The following is a 19214-nucleotide window of genomic DNA, read 5'->3' as shown; positions in this document are numbered from 1 at the left end:
TCGCGGCACAAGACCGCTCCTACATTGATCGCGTGAAGTCTGATTTGACGGTTTCGCGGAACTTTGTAGGAGCGGTCTTGTGCCGCGATGGGCCGCGAAGCGGCCCCAACGATATCAAGACAGCATATAGCCATGACTGCCGGGTTTTTTCATGGCTGTAAAACGAAGGGTTCCCGGGAAATCGGCAGCATCGAGCCGTAATGCCAGGGCCGCATTGCAGCCCTGTCAGGGTGCCGGTTGGATATCAGAAGAGATCCATGGGCGTTGTTTCATCGGCTGGAAGCGGGCTACCCGGTGCAGTCCCGTTACCCAGTTCATCCACCGAGGGTGGAGAGTCCTCCGCCTTGAACAGCTCGAAATAGGCATTGGGCGTACTTGCCGAGGCAGCACGGCCACTGACCGGATCGACCCGCAGGCTCAGGATGCCTTCAGGCTGCGCAGGCGGGTGCTCCGGCCGGCCTTGCAAGGCAGGGCCCATGAAGCCCATCCAGATCGGCAGTGCGGCAGTGCCACCGTATTCCCGACGACCCAGGGTTTCGGGCTGATCGAAACCAACCCATACCGTGGTCACGTAGTCGGCGTTGTAGCCAGAGAACCAGGCATCCTTGGATTCGTTGGTGGTACCGGTCTTGCCTGCCAGGTCGGTGCGTCCCAGTGCCAGCGCTCGGCGGCCCGTACCGCGTTTGATGACGTCCTGCAGCATGCTGGTGAGGATGTAGGTGGTACGGCCGTCGATAATGCGCTCGGCCACTGCCGGGGCTTGGGGTGCGGGTGTCTGATCGAACGAGCCGGCGGGCTCACCAGGAACCTGCCCAGTGCTGATGGGCTGCTCGGGAGCGGCCAGCCCGGCGTTGTCTTCCGAACCCTGGGGAACGCGTGGCGGGTTGGCCGTGAACAGCGTCTCGCCATTGCGGCTCTCGATACGGTCGATGAGGTAGGGCGAGATTTTGTAGCCGCCATTGGCGAACGTACTCCAGCCGGTGGCGATTTCCATCGGCGTCAGGGTGGCGGTACCCAGTGCCAGCGATAGGTTACGGGGCAGGTCCTGCTTGTTGAAACCGAACTTGGCGATGTAGTCGATGGTGCGGTCGATGCCCATGGCCTGCAGCAGCCGGATCGAAACCAGGTTACGTGACTTGTACAGGGCTTCGCGCATGCGAATCGGGCCGAGGAACGTATTGGTGTCGTTCTTGGGGCGCCAGACCTTGTCCACCGACTCGTCGACGAACACGATCGGCGCGTCGTTGACCAGGCTGGAAGCGGTGTAGCCGCTGTCGAGCGCTGCGCTGTAGATGAAGGGCTTGAAACTCGAACCAGGCTGGCGCTTGGCCTGCATGGCACGGTTATAGTTGCTCTGCTCGAACGAGAAGCCGCCGACCAGTGCACGGATGGCGCCGCTGGTCGGGTCCAGGGTGACGAGTGCGCTCTGTGCACTAGGCACCTGGCTGAATTTCAATGACCCGTCATCCAGGCGTTGCAGGCGCACCAGGTCGCCCACTTGGGCAACGTCTGCCGGCGACTGAGGCGCACGGCCCTGGGCATTGGTGTTGATGAACGGACGTGCCCACTTCATGGTGTCCCAGGCCACGGTCTGTTCCTTGCCGTTGCGGGTCAGCACCTGAAGGCCGGTCTTCTCGACGCGGGTAACGATGGCCGGTTCCAGTCCACCCAGTGTGCGCTGCCTGGCCAGTTCGTGGGTCCAGGCCGCCACGGTGCGCCCAGGGAATCGGGCCTCGGGGCCGCGGTAGCCATGGCGCTGATCGTAGTCGGTCAACCCCTTGAGCACCGCCTTGTTGGCGATTTCCTGGGTGTCGCTGGGTACAGTGGTGGTCACGCGCAAGCCTTCGGTGTAGGCGTCGCTGCCGTAGCGGCCGACCATCTCGGCGCGGGCCATTTCGGCGACGAAGGGCGCATTCACCTCCGGCGTGGGCACGTGATAGCGGGCGTTCAGCGGTTCGGCCAGGGCGGCCTGGTAGCTTGCCTCGTCGATCTTGCCGAGCTTGTACATGCGGCCCAGGATCCAGTCACGGCGCTCCTTGGCGCGGACCGGGTTGGCCAGCGGGTTGAAGCGTGACGGCGCCTTGGGCAGGCCCGCGATCATCGCCATCTGCGCCAGGCTCACGTCACGGATCGACTTGCCGTAGTAAACCTGGGCGGCGGCATCGATGCCGTACGCGCGGTTGCCCAGGTAGATCTTGTTCACGTACAGCTCGAGAATTTCGTCCTTGGTCAGCTCGCGCTCGATCTGCAGTGCCAGCAGAATCTCGTTGGTCTTGCGCGAGAAACTGCGTTCGCTGGTCAGGAAGAAGTTCTTCGCCACCTGCATGGTGATAGTGCTGCCACCGGTCTGGATATGGCCGGTCTTGACCAGCTGTGTGGCCGCGCGCATCAGGCTGCTGGGGTCGACGCCATAGTGGTTGAGGAAATTGTCGTCCTCGGCGGACAGAAGTGCCTGAATGAACTGTGGCGGAATCTCCGAGAAGCGGATCGGGGAACGGCGCATTTCGCCAAATTCGGCGATCAGCTTACCGTCGCTGCTGAACACCTTGAGGGGGATCTGCAACTGGATGCTTCTGAGCGAATCGACCGAAGGCAGGTTGGGGCTAAGATACAGAAACGCACCGCTCACACCGAGTACGAGCGCGCAGATGGCTGCGACGGAAGACCACCAGAAGAACTTAAGCAGACGTATCAAGGCTTTTCGGTGTCCAGGTTGTGAATGGATTGCACGCAGGCCCGGCGGGCCGGAAAACGCCGGGCATTATAAGCATTTTTCGCCACGCCGGGGTTACCGCCCGGGCTGCTCGTCGTCTGGCGGCGGCCGGATTCAGGGAACGCCCCAGGGGGTATCGAGCGCAGGGAGGCCGCGATGCTTGGACGCTTTAGCAGGGATGCCGGTTCATTTACAGGGATTGAAATCGTCGAGAATGCGGTGCGGGTGGTTCAGTTGCGCAAACGCAAGCGGGGCTTTGAGGTGCTGTGCCAGACACAGGAATCCTACCGACAGCCAGCGGCCACCACCTGGATGGCCCAGCCAGCACATGCCGCAGCTGCGCTGCGGCGCGCCTTCGAACGTCACGGTCTACGCCAGCATCGAGTGGCCATGGCGCTGCCAGCCGACCAGGTGATCTGCAAGCCGACCCGCCTGCCGCTTCAGGCTTGTGAGGAACAGATCGAAGCGCAATTGCTCGCCGAAGCCGAGCGGCTACTGCCTTTTGCACTGGATGACCTGGCCATGGATTTTCATGTACTGGGCCCCAGCCTTGATAAGCCCAACAGTATCGACGTGATGGTGGCGGCTTGCCGGCAAAGCACGCTGGCACTGGTGCAATCGATGGTGACGCAAGCGGGGCTACAACTCGAGGCCGTGGAGGTCGACACGGTCGCCCTTACCCGCCTGTTACCGTCTGCATTTTCGGATCAGGCAGCCTTGTTGCGGATTGATCGGCAAAACATCGTGCTGCATCGCTGGCAACCCCAGGGCGTCTGCCAGCGATGGGAGTGGACGGCGACTGAACCCTTGCTGCCGGGCGAGTTGCCAGAGCAGGTTGCCGCGGCGCTCGTGTCGCAGAGCCTGCCGGAAGACCTGTGGGTGTCAAGCGGTGCCTGCATGACCCATCGGCACCTGCGAGCGATGAGCGAAAGGCTCAACGTACATTGCCGGCCGTTACCTGCACCCGGCGGGCTCGAATGTCTCGGCGGCCCCATGCTGCTTGCCAGCACGCTGGCGGCAGGAGGCTTGCGGGCATGATCCGGTTCAACCTGCTTCCTTGGCGCGAGCGGCAGCGGCAAGCGGCCATTCGGCGCTTTCGCAACCAGCTGTTGGCAAGCGCATTGGCGGCCCTGTGCGCCGTGACAACGGTCGATCAGCTGGCGCGTCAACGGGCCCACTTGCAGGCGGCTGATAACAAGCAGCGAGCGGCTGAATTGGCGGCCCTGGGTGAGCCGGCAGCGTCTAGGGCACAGCTGCAGGACCAGCACGCCGCGTCGTCGAGCCAGCTTTCCCGGTTTGAGACGCTGCGCGCTGAGCAGCGCATCCTGGAGGGGTTGTTCACGGACCTTGAGCGCGCCCTGCCAACTACTGTGCAGTTGTTGGGCCTGCAATTTGAAGCCAATCACCTGCAGATAACGGGCCTGGCTCCCTCTGGCGCCGTGATCGCCCAGTTCATGCGGGACCTGGGTCGCTCGGGCATGTTGATCGACCTGCAACTCAAGCAGATCAAAAGCCTGCCCCGTGCCGATCAGTTCCTGCTGACAGCACGCGTCGCGGCGTCCTGGTCATGAAACTGCAGGCGGCATTTGAGCGCGCGTCGGCATTCGGGCAGTCCGTGCGGGCCAAGCGCATGGCGCCGGTGCTGCTGACCTGTTGTCTGTTCGCCCTGGGCTGCGCGATACGCCTGCCAGCAGCGCTGCAGCACATGGACCGGGAGCAGGTCAGGGCCCAGGCGCTGGATGAGCGGCAATCGGCCTTGAACGCAGAACGCGCCGGGCTCGACAGCCTGCGCGCCGCGGTGGCTGAGGCCGAGCAACGCTTGCAGGTGGCCCTGTGGAGCATGGCCGCCGGCCAGGACATGAGCGACCTGGTGGATCACATCGCGGCGTTGGGCCGCGCCCACGGCTTGCTCATCGAGCTGCTGCGGGTGCAAGAGGCGCAAACCCACGGTGATTACCAACAGGTGCCGCTGGAACTGCGGGTCAAAGGCGAGTATGCCGGCGTGCGGCAATGGTTGTTCGAGTGGCTTGGCCAGGCTCGGCTGCTGCGCACTGGCGACATGAGCCTGGAACCTGTCACCGGGCAGCCTGGCATGGTGCAACTGCGGCTGCAGGTCGATGCCTTCCAGGCAACCGTCCCAACGCTGCCGGCACAGGCATTGGCCCAGCTGCCGGCACGCATGCCCGTGGCGGCACCGCACGTCGACCCATTCAGGCCGCAGCAGGACCAACTGCCTGATCGCGGGCTGGCAAGCGTGCCGCTGTCGCAGGTGCGCATGGTTGGCAGTCTGTCGCGGGCGCAGGCTCACGAAGCGCTGTTGATGGCAGCCGGTAGGGTTCATCGGGTAAGCCTGGGTGACCGGGTCGGGCGCGATCAAGGGGTCGTTGCGCATATCGATCCGGGTCAGGTGGAAATTCGCGAACACTGGTTCATGGACGGTGCATGGCACGAGCGCGTTGCGTTTATCTCTATGGCAACACCTGCGGGCAAGGAGGCCCTGATCCTGGATGAGCAAGACATGGAAATGGCTACTCGCAACCCTGCTGTTGCCGTTGACGGCAATGGCCGCCCCCTACCAGGGTGAACGGCTGTCACTGAATTTTCAGGATGTCGAGGTACGCGCCGTGCTGCAGGTGCTTGCCGACCATGCCGGTATCAACCTGGTCGCCAGCGACGACGTCCAAGGGAGCGTCACCTTGCGGCTGGAAGATGTCCCCTGGGATCAAGCGATCGACCTGGTATTGCGCAGCAAGGGCCTGGGTCGACGCCAGGAAGGCAATGTACTGCTGATCGCACCGCTTTCGACCCTGAACGCGCAGTCGTTCGAGGGCACCGCAAATTCACTCGACGTGCAACAACAGCCCATGCGTCGAGAACTGATGCGTATCCACTATGCCAAGGCCGCAGATTTGTCCGAGCTGTTGTTGGCGAGCCTGTCTGAGGACGGCATCCTTGCCGGCAGGGGCAGCCTGGGTGTGGATGAGCGTACCAACACGCTGGTTGTCCACCAGCCGGCGAATCGACTTGCCGAGATTCGGCAACTGATCGCCCAGTTGGATGTGCCCGTGCGTCAGGTCGCGATCGAAGCCCGTATCGTGGAGGCCAATGTCGACTACCAGAAAGGCCTGGGGGTGCGATGGGGCGGCGACCTGTACAGCAACGAACTAAGACCGGGCAAGGACCTGTTTGTAGACCTGGGCGTCGAGCGGGGCGGCAGCAGCCTTGGCGTTGGTCTGTTGCGCGGCGACGTGCTCCTTGATCTTGAGCTCAGCGCCATGGAAAAGAGCGGTGAGGGGGAGATCATCTCGCAGCCCAAGGTAGTGACCGCTGACAAGGAGACGGCGCGGATACTCAAAGGTACCGAGGTGCCTTACCAGCAGTCCAACAAGAACGGCGCGACGACTGTGTCGTTTCGCGAGGCTTCGCTTTCACTGGAAGTAACGCCGCAGATCACGCCCGATGGCAGTGTCGTCATGACCGTGAGAGTGACCAAGGACGAACCTGACTATGTCAATGCCCTGAATGACGTCCCGCCCATTCGCAAGAACGAGGTCAATGCCAAGGTCAGGGTCGAGAACGGACAGACGATCGTGATCGGAGGCGTCTACTCGACCACGCAAAACAATGTGGTGGACAAGGTGCCATTTCTTGGCGATCTGCCGTATGTTGGACGGCTGTTTCGACGCGATGTACTACAAGAGAAAAAATCCGAGCTGCTGGTCTTCCTGACTCCGCGTATCATGAGTGACCAGACGATTGCTGTGAGTCGTTGATTCTGTGCGAAATTTGATACTTGTGGGGCCCATGGGTGCTGGTAAAAGCACCATCGGGCGCCTATTGGCCAAAGAGCTGCGCCTGCCATTCAGGGATTCCGACAAGGAAATCGAACTGAGGTGCGGTGCCAACATCCCGTGGATCTTCGACAAGGAAGGCGAGCCGGGTTTCCGTGACCGCGAGCAGGCCATGATCGCCGAGTTATGCAGCCTCGATGGCGTGGTCGTTGCCACCGGCGGCGGGGCTGTCATGCGCGAGGCCAATCGCCGCGTGCTGCACCAGGGCGGCCGGGTGATCTACCTGCATGCCTCGGTCGAGCAGCAGGTTGGCCGCACCGCTCGGGATCGCAACCGGCCATTGCTGCGTACCGCCAACCCGGAGGCGACCCTGCGCGCCTTGCTCGAAACCCGAGACCCGCTTTACCGTGAAATTGCCGATCTGGTGGTGCAAACCGACGAGCGGCCACCGCGGATGGTAGTGATCGACATTCTCGAGCGCCTGCAGCAGTTGCCGCCCCGTTAGCCCGGGACTATTCTCGGCCTCCTGCGCCAAGGCGAGGTTCAACGATACCGCGTGGCTTGCCTGCCAAAGGCGCCGTGCACCAGCTCATTGTGGGGATACATGCAGACACTGAAGGTCGACCTGGGCGAGCGCAGCTACCCGATCTACATTGGCGAAGGCCTGCTTGACCAGCCTGAGTGGCTGACGCCGCATATCGCGGGCCGTCAGGTTGCCATCGTTTCCAATGAAACTGTGGCGCCGCTCTATCTGGAACGTCTGAGCAAGACATTGGGGGCTTACAGCGTACTGCCGGTGGTACTGCCTGACGGTGAGGCCCACAAGAACTGGGAAACGTTGCAGCTGATCTTCGATGGCCTGCTGACGGCCCGCCACGATCGGCGCACCACTGTCGTGGCGCTCGGTGGCGGCGTGATCGGCGACATGGCCGGTTTTGCCGCAGCGTGCTACCAGCGCGGTGTGGATTTCATCCAGGTGCCCACCACCCTGCTGTCGCAGGTGGATTCGTCGGTCGGCGGCAAGACCGGCATCAATCACCCGCTGGGCAAGAACATGGTCGGCGCCTTCTACCAGCCAAACGCCGTGGTGATCGACACCACGACGCTCGGGACGTTGCCAGCGCGTGAGCTGTCTGCCGGGTTGGCCGAAGTCATCAAATACGGCTTGATCTGTGACAAGCCTTTCATGGCCTGGCTCGAAGAAAATATGCCGGCGCTGCGCAGTCTTGACCCAGTAGCGTTGACCGAAGCCATCCGTCGCTCGTGCGCGGCCAAGGCAGCCGTCGTAGGGGCTGACGAGCGCGAGTCGGGTGTTCGGGCCACGCTCAATCTTGGCCATACCTTCGGCCACGCCATCGAAACCCATATGGGCTATGGCGTCTGGCTGCATGGCGAAGCCGTGGCAGCAGGTACGGCCATGGCGCTGGAGATGTCCATGCGGCTGGGCTGGATCACCCAGGCCGAACGTGACCGCGGCATCGGCTTGCTGCTGGAAGCAGGCTTGCCGGTGGTGCCCCCACAGGAAATGACCCCGGCGCATTTCATGGAACACATGGCGGTCGACAAGAAGGTGCTGGACGGCCGTCTGCGCTTGGTGCTGCTGCGCCAGCTAGGCGAGGCCGTGGTCACCGACGACTATCCCAATGAGATTCTTCAGGCCACGCTGTCGGCGGATTACCGCGCGATCGTGGCCCAGCTTTGAGGTTGTGACAGCGCAATGACCAGTTTGCACGCCGATGAGGCCTTTCTCGACCATTACCAACTGAGCCACGACCCGTTCGCACCACGCGTACCGGGCTTCAAGTTCTTCCCCGCCCAGCGCAAGCCGGTCCTGGCACAGCTGCACCACCTGGCCCGCTACAGCCACCTGATGCTGGTGGTCACCGGGCCTCTGGGCAGCGGCAAGACCCTGCTGCGCCAGGCGCTGGCGGCCAGCACCAACAAGCAGTCGGTGCAGAGCGTCGTGGTGTCGGCCCGCAGTGCCGGCGATGCTGCCAGTATTCTCGGCCAGATCGCGCAATACCTGGATGTGGCCGAGCCGCAGGTGCAGAGCATCCTGTCCAAGATGGTGCAACTGGCCCTGACTGGCCAGGAAGTGTATCTGCTGGTGGACGATGCGGAACAACTGGACGAGTCGGCACTCCAAGCGTTGCTGGAACTGGCGGCAGGCGTTCCCGAAGGGCGTCCGCATGTCTTCCTGTTCGGTGAGCCATCGCTGATCGCAGGGCTCGATGAGTTGAACATCGAGGAAGAACGCTTCCACATCATCGAACTTGCGCCGTACAGCGAGGATGAAACCCGCGAGTACCTCGAACAGCGCCTGGTGGGTGCTGGCCGGGGTATCGAGGTGTTCAGCCGGGAGCAGATCGCCGATATCCATGAAAATGCCGATGGGTGGCCTGGCACTATCAACCAGGTTGCCCGTGACACTCTGATCGAAGCCATGATCGCCAGCCGCACGACGGCAAAGCGACCAGCCATGGGGTTCAAGATGCCTAAAAAACACGTACTCGCGCTATCCGCCGTGGTCGTCGTCGCCGTGGCCGCGGCGGTGTTGATGCCCCGCAAGGGCGACAAGGCCCCTGAAGATGCACCCGCAGCCCAAGCCCAGTTGCCCCTTGGCGACGGCAATTCCAGCGCGGCAATCGAGTTCTCCGGCTCGTCCCAGCCCAAGCCCCTGCCGTTGGGCGGGCAGTCGCAACCGGTGATGCGTGAACCGTTGGCCCAGGCAGCAGGCATGGGCGAGGGCGAAGAGGGCAGCCCGGCGGGTGATACAGCGCTGCAACCGGGCAATCCGCCACCCACGGTCACCACCATCGCACCGCCACAAGGTGTGTCTGCTGGCCCAGCTCCGGCGCCTGCCCAGCCGGTTACCTCCACGGCCAAGCCGGCGGTCACGCAACAGCCCAAGCAGACCTCGCCGGCCAAGCCTGAGCCTGCACGTACCCAGGTGGCGGTGGCCAAGCCCGCGCCCAAGGCTGCCGAGAAACCTGCTGAAAAATCAGCGTCAGGTGGCAGCGGCAACAGCGCCTGGTACACCGGCCAGAAGCCAGGCAACTATGTAGTGCAAATTCTGGGGACCAGCTCCGAAGCGTCGGCCCAGGCCTTTGTGAAAGCCCAAGGTGGCGACTATCGCTACTTCCGCAAGTCCCTGCAGGGCAAGCCGCTGTACGTGGTCACCTACGGCAACTTCGCCAACCGCGATGCAGCGGTGGCCGCCATCAAGAACTTGCCAGCGAAGGTCCAGGCTGGTAAACCTTGGCCACGTACTGTCGCCAGCGTCCAACAAGAGCTGGCTTCGGCCCGCTGATACCTTCCGGGCAGCATCACCCCGCTGCCCTGTAGCCAAGCGAATTCTGGTTTTCGTCTAGCCTGCTGCGCCCAAGCGCGGCAGGCTTTTCTGTCCCGGGCTGTCGGCCACAAGCCACCCACGCAGCTCTGGCTGAATCGCTTCAGAGTCCAGTGAAGTTGCCACCTGGTTGGCGGCATCAATACATTCAAAAATGCGACATAAATTTTCAATGGTGAGACATGAAAATTTGTGAGTGTCGCTGTCGCTGTGCAACAATGGTTTTCCATGGCCACCGCAAAAAAGCTGGCGTTTGATCGGCGTGGATGGTAAGTGGTTGTTAAAAAAGAGATTTGCCTCCGTTGAGGGGTGAACCTGGTGAGAATGTGTCTATGAAAACAGGTCTGTACCATCCCGAAGAATTCAAGGACAACTGTGGTTTCGGCCTGATCGCCCATATGACGGGCGAGCCCAGCCACCACCTTCTGCAAACCGCCATGCAGGCGTTGACCTGCATGACGCACCGCGGCGGTATCAACGCCGACGGCAAGACCGGCGACGGTTGCGGGCTGTTGATGCAGAAGCCCGATCAGTTCCTGCGTGCCATGGCCCAGGAACATTTTGCCGTCGAACTGCCCAGGCAGTACGCCGTTGGCATGGTGTTCTTCAACCAGGACCCGATAAAGGCAGAAGCGGCTCGCGCCAACATGGACCGTGAAATCCGTGCGGCCGGCCTGCAGCTGGTGGGCTGGCGCAAGGTGCCGATCGACACCAGCGTGCTGGGCCGCCTGGCCCTGGAGCGCTTGCCGCAGATCGAGCAGGTGTTCATCGGTGGCGACGGCCTGAGCGATCAGGAACTGGCCATCAAGCTGTTCAGCGCCCGTCGCCGTTCGTCTGTAGCCAATGCCCATGACGCCGACCACTACATTTGCAGCTTCTCGCACAAGACCATCATCTACAAAGGCTTGATGATGCCGCGGGACCTGGCTGCGTTCTACCCGGACCTGAGCGACGAGCGCCTGCAAACCGCGATCTGCGTGTTCCACCAGCGCTTCTCCACCAACACCCTGCCGAAGTGGCCGCTGGCGCAGCCCTTCCGCTTCCTCGCCCATAACGGCGAGATCAATACCATCACGGGTAACCGCAACTGGGCCATGGCTCGGCGTACCAAATTCGCCAATGACCAGATCCCCGATCTTGAAGAGCTTGGCCCGCTGGTCAATCGCGTCGGCTCAGACTCCTCGAGCATGGACAACATGCTCGAACTGATGGTGACCGGCGGTATTGACCTGTTCCGTGGCGTGCGCATGCTGGTGCCGCCAGCCTGGCAGAACGTCGAGACCATGGACGCCGACCTGCGCGCCTTCTATGAATACAACTCCATGCACATGGAGCCATGGGACGGCCCGGCCGGCATCGTGATGACCGAAGGCCGCCACGCGGTATGCCTGCTCGATCGCAATGGGCTGCGCCCGGCGCGCTGGGTCACCACCACCAACGGCTACATCACCATTGCCTCGGAAATCGGGGTGTGGGGCTATCAGCCTGATGAAGTACTGGCCAAGGGCCGCGTCGGGCCTGGGCAGATCCTGGCGGTGGACACCGAGACCGGGCAGATCCTCGACACCGATGCCATCGATGACCGTCTCAAGTCTCGTCACCCGTACAAGCGCTGGCTGCGTCAGCACGCCACGCGGATCCAGGCGACCCTGACCGACGACCAGGGTGTGGCCAGCTACGACGCTGACCAGCTCAAGCAGTACATGAAGATGTTCCAGGTTACCTTCGAGGAACGTGACCAGGTGCTGCGCCCCTTGGGTGAACAGGGCCAGGAGGCGGTCGGCTCGATGGGTGACGACACGCCGATGGCCGTGCTGTCGCAGCGCGTGCGCTCGCCGTACGATTTCTTCCGCCAGCAGTTCGCCCAGGTCACCAACCCCCCGATCGACCCACTGCGTGAAGCGATCGTGATGTCGCTGGAGATCTGCCTGGGCGCCGAGCGCAACATTTTCCAGGAGTCGCCGGAGCATGCCTCACGCGTCATCCTGAGCTCGCCCGTCATTTCGCCGGCCAAGTGGCGCTCGCTGATGAATCTGGAGCGTGACGGCTTCGAGCGTCAGTTGATCGATCTGAACTACGAAGAGGCCGTCGGGCTGGAAGCGGCTATCCGCAACATCGCCGACCAGGCCGAAGAGGCCGTGCGCGCGGGCAAGACGCAACTGGTGCTCAGCGACCGGCACATCGCACCCGGCAAGCTGCCGGTGCATGCTTCGCTGGCCGTAGGTGCAGTGCATCACCGCTTGACCGAGCAAGGCCTGCGTTGCGACAGCAACATCCTGGTGGAAACCGCCACCGCCCGCGACCCGCACCACTTCGCCGTGCTGCTGGGCTTCGGGGCCTCGGCTGTGTACCCGTACCTGGCCTATGAAGTGCTGGCCGACCTGATCCGCACGGGCGAAGTGCTGGGCGATCTGGACGAGGTCTTCAAGTACTACCGCAAGGGCATCTCCAAAGGCCTGCTCAAGATCCTGTCGAAAATGGGCATCTCCACGGTCGCCTCCTACCGGGGCGCCCAGTTGTTCGAAGCCATCGGCCTTGCCGAAGAAGTGGTTGGGCTGAGCTTCAAGGGTGTGTCGAGCCGTATCAAGGGTGCGCGCTTCGTCGATCTGGAGAGTGACCAGAAGCTGTTGGCTGCCGAGGCCTGGAGCGTGCGCAAGCCGATTCAGCAGGGTGGCTTGCTGAAGTTCGTACACGGTGGCGAATACCACGCCTATAACCCCGACGTGGTCAACACCCTGCAAGCGGCCGTGCAGCAGGGCGACTTCGCCAAGTTCAAGGAGTACACCACGCTGGTCGACCAGCGTCCGGTGTCGATGATTCGCGACCTGTTGAAGGTCAAGGTGGCCGACCAGCCGTTGCCGCTGGAGCAGATCGAGCCGCTCGACGCCATCCTCAAGCGCTTCGATTCTGCCGGTATCTCGCTGGGTGCGCTGTCTCCAGAGGCTCACGAAGCCTTGGCCGAGGCGATGAATCGCCTGGGCGCGCGTTCCAACTCCGGTGAAGGCGGAGAAGACCCAGCCCGCTACGGCACCCTCAAGAGTTCCAAGATCAAGCAGGTGGCGACCGGCCGCTTTGGCGTGACCCCTGAATACCTGGTCAATGCCGAAGTGTTGCAGATCAAGGTGGCCCAGGGCGCCAAACCCGGCGAGGGCGGCCAGCTGCCCGGCGGCAAGGTCAACGGCCTGATCGCCAAGCTGCGCTATGCCGTACCGGGCGTGACGCTGATCTCGCCCCCACCGCACCACGACATCTACTCGATCGAAGACCTGGCGCAGCTGATCTATGACCTCAAGCAGGTCAATCCGCAGGCGCTGGTTTCGGTCAAGCTGGTGGCCGAGGCGGGTGTCGGTACCATCGCCGCTGGCGTGGCCAAGGCCTATGCCGACCTCATCACCATCTCGGGCTACGACGGCGGCACGGGCGCATCGCCACTGACCTCGATCAAGTATGCGGGCGCGCCGTGGGAACTGGGCCTGGCCGAGACTCACCAGACCCTGCGCGGCAACGATTTGCGCGGCAAGGTCCGGGTACAGACTGACGGCGGCCTCAAGACCGGCCTGGACGTCATCAAGGCTGCCATCCTGGGTGCCGAGAGCTTCGGCTTCGGCACCGCCCCAATGATCGCGCTGGGCTGCAAGTACCTGCGTATCTGCCACCTGAACAACTGCGCGACCGGCGTGGCGACCCAGAACGACAAGCTGCGCAAGGATCACTACATCGGCACGGTCGACATGGTCGTCAACTTCTTTACCTTCGTGGCTGAGGAAACCCGAGAGTGGCTGGCAAGGCTTGGCGTGCGCAGCCTTGGCGAGCTGATCGGGCGCACCGACCTGCTTGAGGTACTGCCGGGCGACACCGAGCGCCAGCACCACCTGGACCTGACCCCGCTGTTGGGCAGCTCGCACATTGCGGCCGACAAGCCGCAGTTCTGCGAGGTGGACAGAAACCCGCCCTTCGACAAGGGCGAGCTTGCCGAGAAGATGGTCGAAATGGCCATGCCGGCTGTGCGTGACCAGGCCGGTGGCGAGTTCGCGCTCGACATCTGCAACTGCGACCGTTCCATCGGTGCGCGTGTCTCTGGTGAAATCGCCCGGTTGTATGGCAACCAGGGCATGGCCGGTGCGCCGATCACGTTCCGTTTCAAAGGTACCGCAGGCCAGAGCTTCGGCGTCTGGAACGCCGGCGGCCTGAACCTGTACCTTGAGGGTGACGCCAACGACTACGTCGGCAAGGGCATGACCGGTGGCAAGGTCACCATCGTGCCGCCGGCTGGCAGCCCGTTCGAAACCCAGCACAGCGCAATCGTCGGCAACACCTGCCTGTACGGCGCCACCGGTGGCAGGTTGTTCGCTGCCGGCACGGCGGGCGAGCGCTTCGCTGTACGCAACTCTGGTGCCCACGCCGTGGTAGAGGGCACTGGTGATCACTGCTGTGAGTACATGACCGGTGGCTTCGTCTGCGTCCTGGGCAAGACCGGTTACAACTTCGGCTCTGGCATGACGGGCGGTTTCGCCTATGTGCTCGACATGGATAACAGCTTCGTCGACAAGCTCAACCACGAACTGGTGGAAATCCAGCGCATCAGTGGTGAAGCGATGGAGGCTTACCGCAGCCACTTGGCGCGGGTTCTTGCCGAGTATGTGGATGAAACCGGTAGCGAGTGGGGGCGTGAGCTCTCCGAAAACCTGGACGACTATGTACGACGTTTCTGGTTGGTCAAGCCCAAGGCCGCCAACCTCAAGCAACTGCTGTCCAGCACCCGCGCCAACCCGCAGTAAACAGCTGCACGTGACCAACCCTGGGCGCTCGAACGGAGCCGCCCAGGGTTTGCCCGGCTCAAGTGATCGTCTTGCGGCTTGCAGCGTGTAGCGTGCGGCTGCTGTTAAGAGGTTTTGAAAAATGGCTGAACGTCTGAACAACGACTTCCAGTTCATCGAAGTGGGTCGCAAGGACCCGAAGAAAAAATTGCTGCGCCAGCGCAAGAAAGAGTTCGTGGAAATCTACGAACCCTTCAAGCCGCAGCAGTCCGTGGAACAGGCGCACCGTTGCCTGGGCTGCGGTAACCCGTATTGCGAGTGGAAGTGCCCCGTGCACAACTTCATTCCCAACTGGTTGAAGCTGGTGTCCGAGGGCAACATCCTGGCGGCCGCCGAGCTGTCGCACCAGACCAACACCTTGCCCGAAGTCTGTGGGCGCGTATGCCCACAAGACCGTCTGTGCGAAGGTGCCTGCACCCTGAACGACGGTTTCGGCGCCGTGACCATCGGCTCGGTGGAAAAGTACATCACTGACACGGCCTTCGCCATGGGCTGGCGCCCGGACATGTCCAAGGTCAAACCAACCGGCAAGCGCGTGGCCATCATCGGTGCCGGCCCGGCTGGCCTGGGCTGCGCAGACGTACTGGTGCGCGCCGGCGTGACGCCCGTGGTGTTCGACAAGAACCCGGAAATCGGCGGCTTGCTGACCTTCGGCATCCCTGAGTTCAAGCTCGAGAAAAGCGTGCTCAGCAATCGCCGCGAAGTCTTCACCGGCATGGGTATCGAGTTCCGCCTCAACACCAACGTGGGCACGGACGTGACCATGGAGCAGTTGCTGGCTGAGTACGACGCAGTCTTCATGGGCATGGGCACCTATACCTACATGAAAGGCGGCTTCCCTGGCGAGGACCTGCCAGGGGTGCACGACGCTCTGGATTTCCTGATCGCCAACGTCAACCGCAACCTGGGTTTCGAGAAGTCGCCTGAAGATTTCGTCGACATGAAGGGTAAGAAAGTCGTGGTCTTGGGTGGTGGTGACACGGCCATGGACTGCAACCGCACCTCGATTCGCCAGGGTGCCCAGTCGGTGACCTGTGCCTATCGCCGCGACGAAGCCAACATGCCGGGTTCGCGCAAGGAAGTGAAGAACGCCAAGGAAGAGGGGGTCAAGTTCCTCTACAACCGCCAGCCCATCGCCATTGTCGGTGAGGACAAGGTCGAGGGGGTGAAGGTGGTCGAGACGCGTCTGGGCGAGCCTGATGCGCGTGGGCGCCGCAGCCCGGAGCCGATCCCAGGCTCCGAAGAGATCCTGCCGGCCGATGCGGTGGTGATCGCGTTCGGCTTCCGCCCCAGCCCTGCCCCCTGGTTCGAGCAGCACGATATCCAGCTCGACAGCCAGGGCCGTGTGGTGGCGCCGGAGAAGAGCAGGTTCAAGCATCAGACCAGCAACCCGAAAGTGTTCGCCGGTGGCGACATGGTGCGCGGGTCGGACCTGGTCGTGACCGCGATCTTCGAAGGGCGCACCGCAGCCGAAGGCATCCTGGACTACCTGGAGGTCTAAGCGCGCTCTGGCAGGTCACGTGGGGTCGCTGGGCGGCCTCACTTGCCAGGGACAAGCGCCAGACCTGCCCGGGAATGCTTGACCTGAAGCACGCAAAAAACAAAACGCATGGCCCCGACCGTGCCTTTTGTGTCGGTGTCTGAGAAAATGCCCCCACTATTTTTCCGGATGCCGACATGACTGCCCTGAAGAACGACCGTTTCCTGCGTGCTCTGCTCAAGCAACCCGTTGACGTGACCCCGGTCTGGATGATGCGCCAGGCCGGCCGCTATCTTCCGGAGTACCGCGCCAGCCGCGCCAAGGCCGGCGACTTCATGAGCCTGTGCAAGAACCCGCAGTTCGCCTGCGAAGTGACCCTGCAGCCGCTGGACCGTTACCCGCTGGATGCGGCGATCCTGTTCTCGGACATCCTCACCATCCCGGACGCCATGGGCCTTGGCCTGTATTTCGAAACCGGTGAAGGCCCGCGTTTCAGGAAGGTGGTCAGCACCCCGGCCGACATCGAGGCGCTGCCTGTTCCCGACGCGCAGAAAGACCTGGGCTATGTGATGGACGCGGTCAGTACCATCCGCCGCGAACTCAACGGCCGCGTGCCGCTGATCGGCTTCTCCGGCAGCCCCTGGACCCTGGCCACCTACATGGTCGAAGGCGGCTCCTCCAAGGATTTTCGCAAGACCAAGGCCATGGCCTATGACAATCCGCAGGCACTGCACCTGTTACTGGACAAACTGGCGCAGTCGGTGACCAGCTACCTCAATGGGCAGATCCTGGCCGGTGCCCAGGCCGTGCAGATCTTCGATACCTGGGGCGGCAACCTGTCGTCGGCGGCCTATCAGGAGTTCTCCCTGGCCTATATGCGCAAGATCGTCAGCGGCCTGATTCGCGAACACGACGGGCGCAAGGTGCCGGTGATCCTGTTCACCAAGAACGGCGGCCTGTGGCTGGAAAGCATTGCCGATGCCGGGGCCGATGCATTGGGGCTGGACTGGACCTGCGACATCGGCGATGCCCGTCGCCGGGTGGGTGACAAGGTCGCCTTGCAGGGCAACATGGACCCGACCGTCCTGTATGCCCGGCCGCAGGCCATTCGTGCGGAAGTGGCACGCATCCTGGCCAGCTACGGCCACGGCAGCGGCCATGTGTTCAACTTGGGCCACGGCATCACGCCGGAGGTCGATCCTGAACACGCGGGCGCTTTCATCAACGCCGTGCACGAGCTGTCGGCGCAGTATCACCTGTGAGCCGCTTGTGACAGCGCATGACGCTGCGTAGCCCGGCCGGGGCTGAGTGCAGCGAGATTGTCGCATTAAGTTTCAATTCAGCGGTGCTCGCTAGGCTGGTCCTACTCCAACAGAGATAGGACCCGCTCCCATGAAAGCACGCTACCTTGCCCTGATCCTTGCCCCCTTGTTCAGCACCGCTGCACTGGCGTCAGGCGGCTACACCGGCCCTGGTGCGCAGTCGATTGCCACCGTGGCCGCTGCCAGCGAGGCCGCGGACGATACGCCGGTGGTCTTGCAGGGCTACGTGACCCGCAAGCTCGACAACGATGATAAATACGAATTCAAGGACAGCACCGGCACCATTACGGTCGAGATCGACGACGAGGACCTGCCGCCCACACCATTCAATGACAAGACCAAGGTCAAGCTCATCGGTGAAGTCGAAAAACACTTGATGAGCCGCGAGGTGGACGTGGACCGGGTCGAGATCATCAACTGATCCAGTGATCCTGTCGCAGGCAGGCTCGCGGCGGATCCACTGCGAGCCTGCCTGCGTTGCCGCGTTCCCCTGCCTTCAGGCGGCCTTCGGCGCCAAGGTGCTCAGGCGCAACGCCACCATCAGGGCCACCGCCAGCAAGCATCCAATGAACAGGCCGATGCCGTTCCAGCCCCAATGGTGCCAGAACACCCCGCCAGCCGTGCCCGCCACGCTTGAACCGGCGTAGTAACAGAACAGGTACAGCGAGGAGGCCTGCCCCTTGGCTTTGAGCGCTCGTCGCCCGATCCAGCTGCTGGCCACCGAGTGGGCCCCGAAGAAGCCGAATGTGAAGACAAGCATGCCCAGGATGATCAGCGACAGCGGCTGGGTCAGGGTCATGAGCAAGCCGCCGCCCATGACCACGATGCTGGCCCAGAACACCTTGCGCCGTCCCAGCCTGTCAGCCAGAGCGCCCACCTGGGCCGAACTGTAGATGCCAGACAGGTAGACGACCGACAGCAAACCCACCAGGGCTTGATTCATGTGATAAGGCTCGGCCAGCAAGCGGTAGCCGATGTAGTTGAACAGCGTGACGAAGGCGCCCATGAGCAGGAAGGCTTCGAGAAACAGCCAGGGCAGGCCGGCGTCCTTGAAGTGCATGAGGAACCCGTTGACCAGCGTGCGTGGGTTCAGGGTCTGGGGCTGGAAGTTGCGCGACTCGGGCAATGCCTTCCAGAACACGATGGCCGCCAGCAGTGCCAGGCTTCCCAAGGTGAGCAATGCCGCGTGCCAGCTGACGAAATCGATCAGCACGCCCGTGATCAGGCGCCCGCACATGCCGCCGATGGCATTGCCGCCGATGTACAGGCCCATGGCCAGGCCAATGTGCTGTGGGTGGATCTCTTCACTAAGGTAGGTCATGGCCACGGCCGCCAGCCCGCTCAACGACAACCCGACCAAGGCCCGAGTTGCCAGGACCAGCTCCCAGGTCGGCATCAGCGCGCTGGCTATCGTGGACAAGGCCGCGCAGCCCAGGGCCGCCACCATCACTGGCTTGCGGCCGATGCGGTCAGAGATCGGGCCCGTGACCAGCAGCCCAAGCGCCAGCATGCCAGTCGAGACCGAAAGCACCAGGCTGCTCTGTGCAGCGTTGATGCCGAATTCCTTCGACAGCAAGGGCATCATCGGTTGTACACAGTAGAGCAGGGCAAAGGTGGCGAAGCCGCCGCTGAACAGCGCCAGTACCGTTCTCATGAACGCCGGGGTGCCCTTTTCGATCCAGGCGTCGTGCGAGGTCACAGGCTCGGGTTCAGGTTGGGTCGATACGAGGGCTACAGCGGTT

At 62.8% G+C, this 19214-nt stretch carries 13 protein-coding genes; 11 read left to right on the top strand and 2 right to left on the bottom strand.

Features of this window, described 5'->3' with window-relative positions:
• Positions 1 to 244 precede the first annotated feature (244 nt).
• Complete coding sequence (locus ACF8R3_RS08325) at positions 245 to 2695, bottom strand: penicillin-binding protein 1A (protein WP_078479275.1); 2451 nt, start codon at positions 2693 to 2695, stop codon at positions 245 to 247.
• A gap of 174 nt (positions 2696 to 2869) precedes the next feature.
• Between ACF8R3_RS08325 and pilM the strand changes: the two genes are divergently transcribed.
• From pilM to ACF8R3_RS08270, 11 genes are all read left to right on the top strand, one after another.
• Positions 2870 to 3751, top strand: coding sequence for a type IV pilus biogenesis protein PilM (pilM, locus tag ACF8R3_RS08320; protein WP_392515439.1), 882 nt, complete (start codon positions 2870 to 2872; stop codon positions 3749 to 3751).
• The gene (locus tag ACF8R3_RS08315; RefSeq protein ID WP_392515437.1) at positions 3748 to 4284 is read left to right on the top strand and encodes a PilN domain-containing protein; all 537 of its coding nucleotides are present in this window, start codon (positions 3748 to 3750) and stop codon (positions 4282 to 4284) included. The genes pilM and ACF8R3_RS08315 overlap by 4 nt, the downstream gene beginning before the upstream one ends.
• The gene (locus ACF8R3_RS08310; protein ID WP_392515435.1) at positions 4281 to 5297 is read left to right on the top strand and encodes a pilus assembly protein PilP; all 1017 of its coding nucleotides are present in this window, start codon (positions 4281 to 4283) and stop codon (positions 5295 to 5297) included. Before ACF8R3_RS08315 ends, ACF8R3_RS08310 begins: the two co-directional genes overlap by 4 nt.
• Positions 5221 to 6486, top strand: coding sequence for a type IV pilus secretin PilQ (locus ACF8R3_RS08305; RefSeq protein WP_392515433.1), 1266 nt, complete (start codon positions 5221 to 5223; stop codon positions 6484 to 6486). Before ACF8R3_RS08310 ends, ACF8R3_RS08305 begins: the two co-directional genes overlap by 77 nt.
• 4 nt (positions 6487 to 6490) lie before the next feature.
• A complete protein-coding gene (aroK, locus tag ACF8R3_RS08300; RefSeq protein WP_058638116.1) occupies positions 6491 to 7009 on the top strand; it encodes a shikimate kinase AroK in 519 nt (172 codons plus the stop codon).
• A gap of 99 nt (positions 7010 to 7108) precedes the next feature.
• Positions 7109 to 8206, top strand: coding sequence for a 3-dehydroquinate synthase (gene aroB, locus ACF8R3_RS08295; protein WP_058602920.1), 1098 nt, complete (start codon positions 7109 to 7111; stop codon positions 8204 to 8206).
• A 15-nt stretch (positions 8207 to 8221) separates the two neighbouring features.
• Positions 8222 to 9814, top strand: a complete 1593-nt coding sequence (locus ACF8R3_RS08290; RefSeq protein WP_058638115.1) for an SPOR domain-containing protein — start codon at positions 8222 to 8224, stop codon at positions 9812 to 9814.
• A 371-nt stretch (positions 9815 to 10185) separates the two neighbouring features.
• Positions 10186 to 14631 (top strand): glutamate synthase large subunit, encoded by a 4446-nt coding sequence (gltB, locus tag ACF8R3_RS08285; protein WP_078479271.1) that lies wholly within the window; start codon positions 10186 to 10188, stop codon positions 14629 to 14631.
• Between the two features lie 121 nt (positions 14632 to 14752).
• On the top strand, positions 14753 to 16171 hold the full coding sequence (locus ACF8R3_RS08280; protein ID WP_078479270.1) for an FAD-dependent oxidoreductase: 1419 nt from the start codon (positions 14753 to 14755) through the stop codon (positions 16169 to 16171).
• A 176-nt stretch (positions 16172 to 16347) separates the two neighbouring features.
• A complete protein-coding gene (gene hemE / locus ACF8R3_RS08275) occupies positions 16348 to 17412 on the top strand; it encodes a uroporphyrinogen decarboxylase (RefSeq protein ID WP_078479269.1) in 1065 nt (354 codons plus the stop codon).
• A 130-nt stretch (positions 17413 to 17542) separates the two neighbouring features.
• Positions 17543 to 17893 (top strand): YgiW/YdeI family stress tolerance OB fold protein, encoded by a 351-nt coding sequence (locus ACF8R3_RS08270; RefSeq protein ID WP_058602925.1) that lies wholly within the window; start codon positions 17543 to 17545, stop codon positions 17891 to 17893.
• A gap of 75 nt (positions 17894 to 17968) precedes the next feature.
• Here the strand turns inward: ACF8R3_RS08270 and ACF8R3_RS08265 are convergent, their stop codons facing one another.
• Positions 17969 to 19126, bottom strand: coding sequence for an MFS transporter (locus ACF8R3_RS08265; protein WP_241493063.1), 1158 nt, complete (start codon positions 19124 to 19126; stop codon positions 17969 to 17971).
• Between the last annotated feature and the right edge of the window lie 88 nt (positions 19127 to 19214).

Origin of the sequence: Pseudomonas sp. FYR_7, assembly GCF_043106155.1 — a bacterium.
Classification (GTDB): domain Bacteria; phylum Pseudomonadota; class Gammaproteobacteria; order Pseudomonadales; family Pseudomonadaceae; genus Aquipseudomonas; species Aquipseudomonas parafulva_B.
The sequence above is the reverse complement of the archived record's forward strand: the minus strand, read 5'-3'. Positions and strand labels throughout refer to the sequence as shown.

Bases quoted from the DNA above. Each gene is read 5' to 3' on its own strand.
- pilM (WP_392515439.1), top strand. From the start codon at position 2,870: ATGCTTGGACGCTTTAGCAGGGATGCCGGTTCATTTACAGGGATTGAA.
- ACF8R3_RS08315 (WP_392515437.1), top strand. From the start codon at position 3,748: ATGATCCGGTTCAACCTGCTTCCTTGGCGCGAGCGGCAGCGGCAAGCG.
- ACF8R3_RS08310 (WP_392515435.1), top strand. From the start codon at position 4,281: ATGAAACTGCAGGCGGCATTTGAGCGCGCGTCGGCATTCGGGCAGTCC.
- ACF8R3_RS08305 (WP_392515433.1), top strand. From the start codon at position 5,221: ATGAGCAAGACATGGAAATGGCTACTCGCAACCCTGCTGTTGCCGTTG.
- aroB (WP_058602920.1), top strand. From the start codon at position 7,109: ATGCAGACACTGAAGGTCGACCTGGGCGAGCGCAGCTACCCGATCTAC.
- ACF8R3_RS08290 (WP_058638115.1), top strand. From the start codon at position 8,222: ATGACCAGTTTGCACGCCGATGAGGCCTTTCTCGACCATTACCAACTG.
- gltB (WP_078479271.1), top strand. From the start codon at position 10,186: ATGAAAACAGGTCTGTACCATCCCGAAGAATTCAAGGACAACTGTGGT.
- ACF8R3_RS08280 (WP_078479270.1), top strand. From the start codon at position 14,753: ATGGCTGAACGTCTGAACAACGACTTCCAGTTCATCGAAGTGGGTCGC.
- hemE (WP_078479269.1), top strand. From the start codon at position 16,348: ATGACTGCCCTGAAGAACGACCGTTTCCTGCGTGCTCTGCTCAAGCAA.
- ACF8R3_RS08270 (WP_058602925.1), top strand. From the start codon at position 17,543: ATGAAAGCACGCTACCTTGCCCTGATCCTTGCCCCCTTGTTCAGCACC.
- ACF8R3_RS08265 (WP_241493063.1), bottom strand. From the start codon at position 19,126: ATGAGAACGGTACTGGCGCTGTTCAGCGGCGGCTTCGCCACCTTTGCC.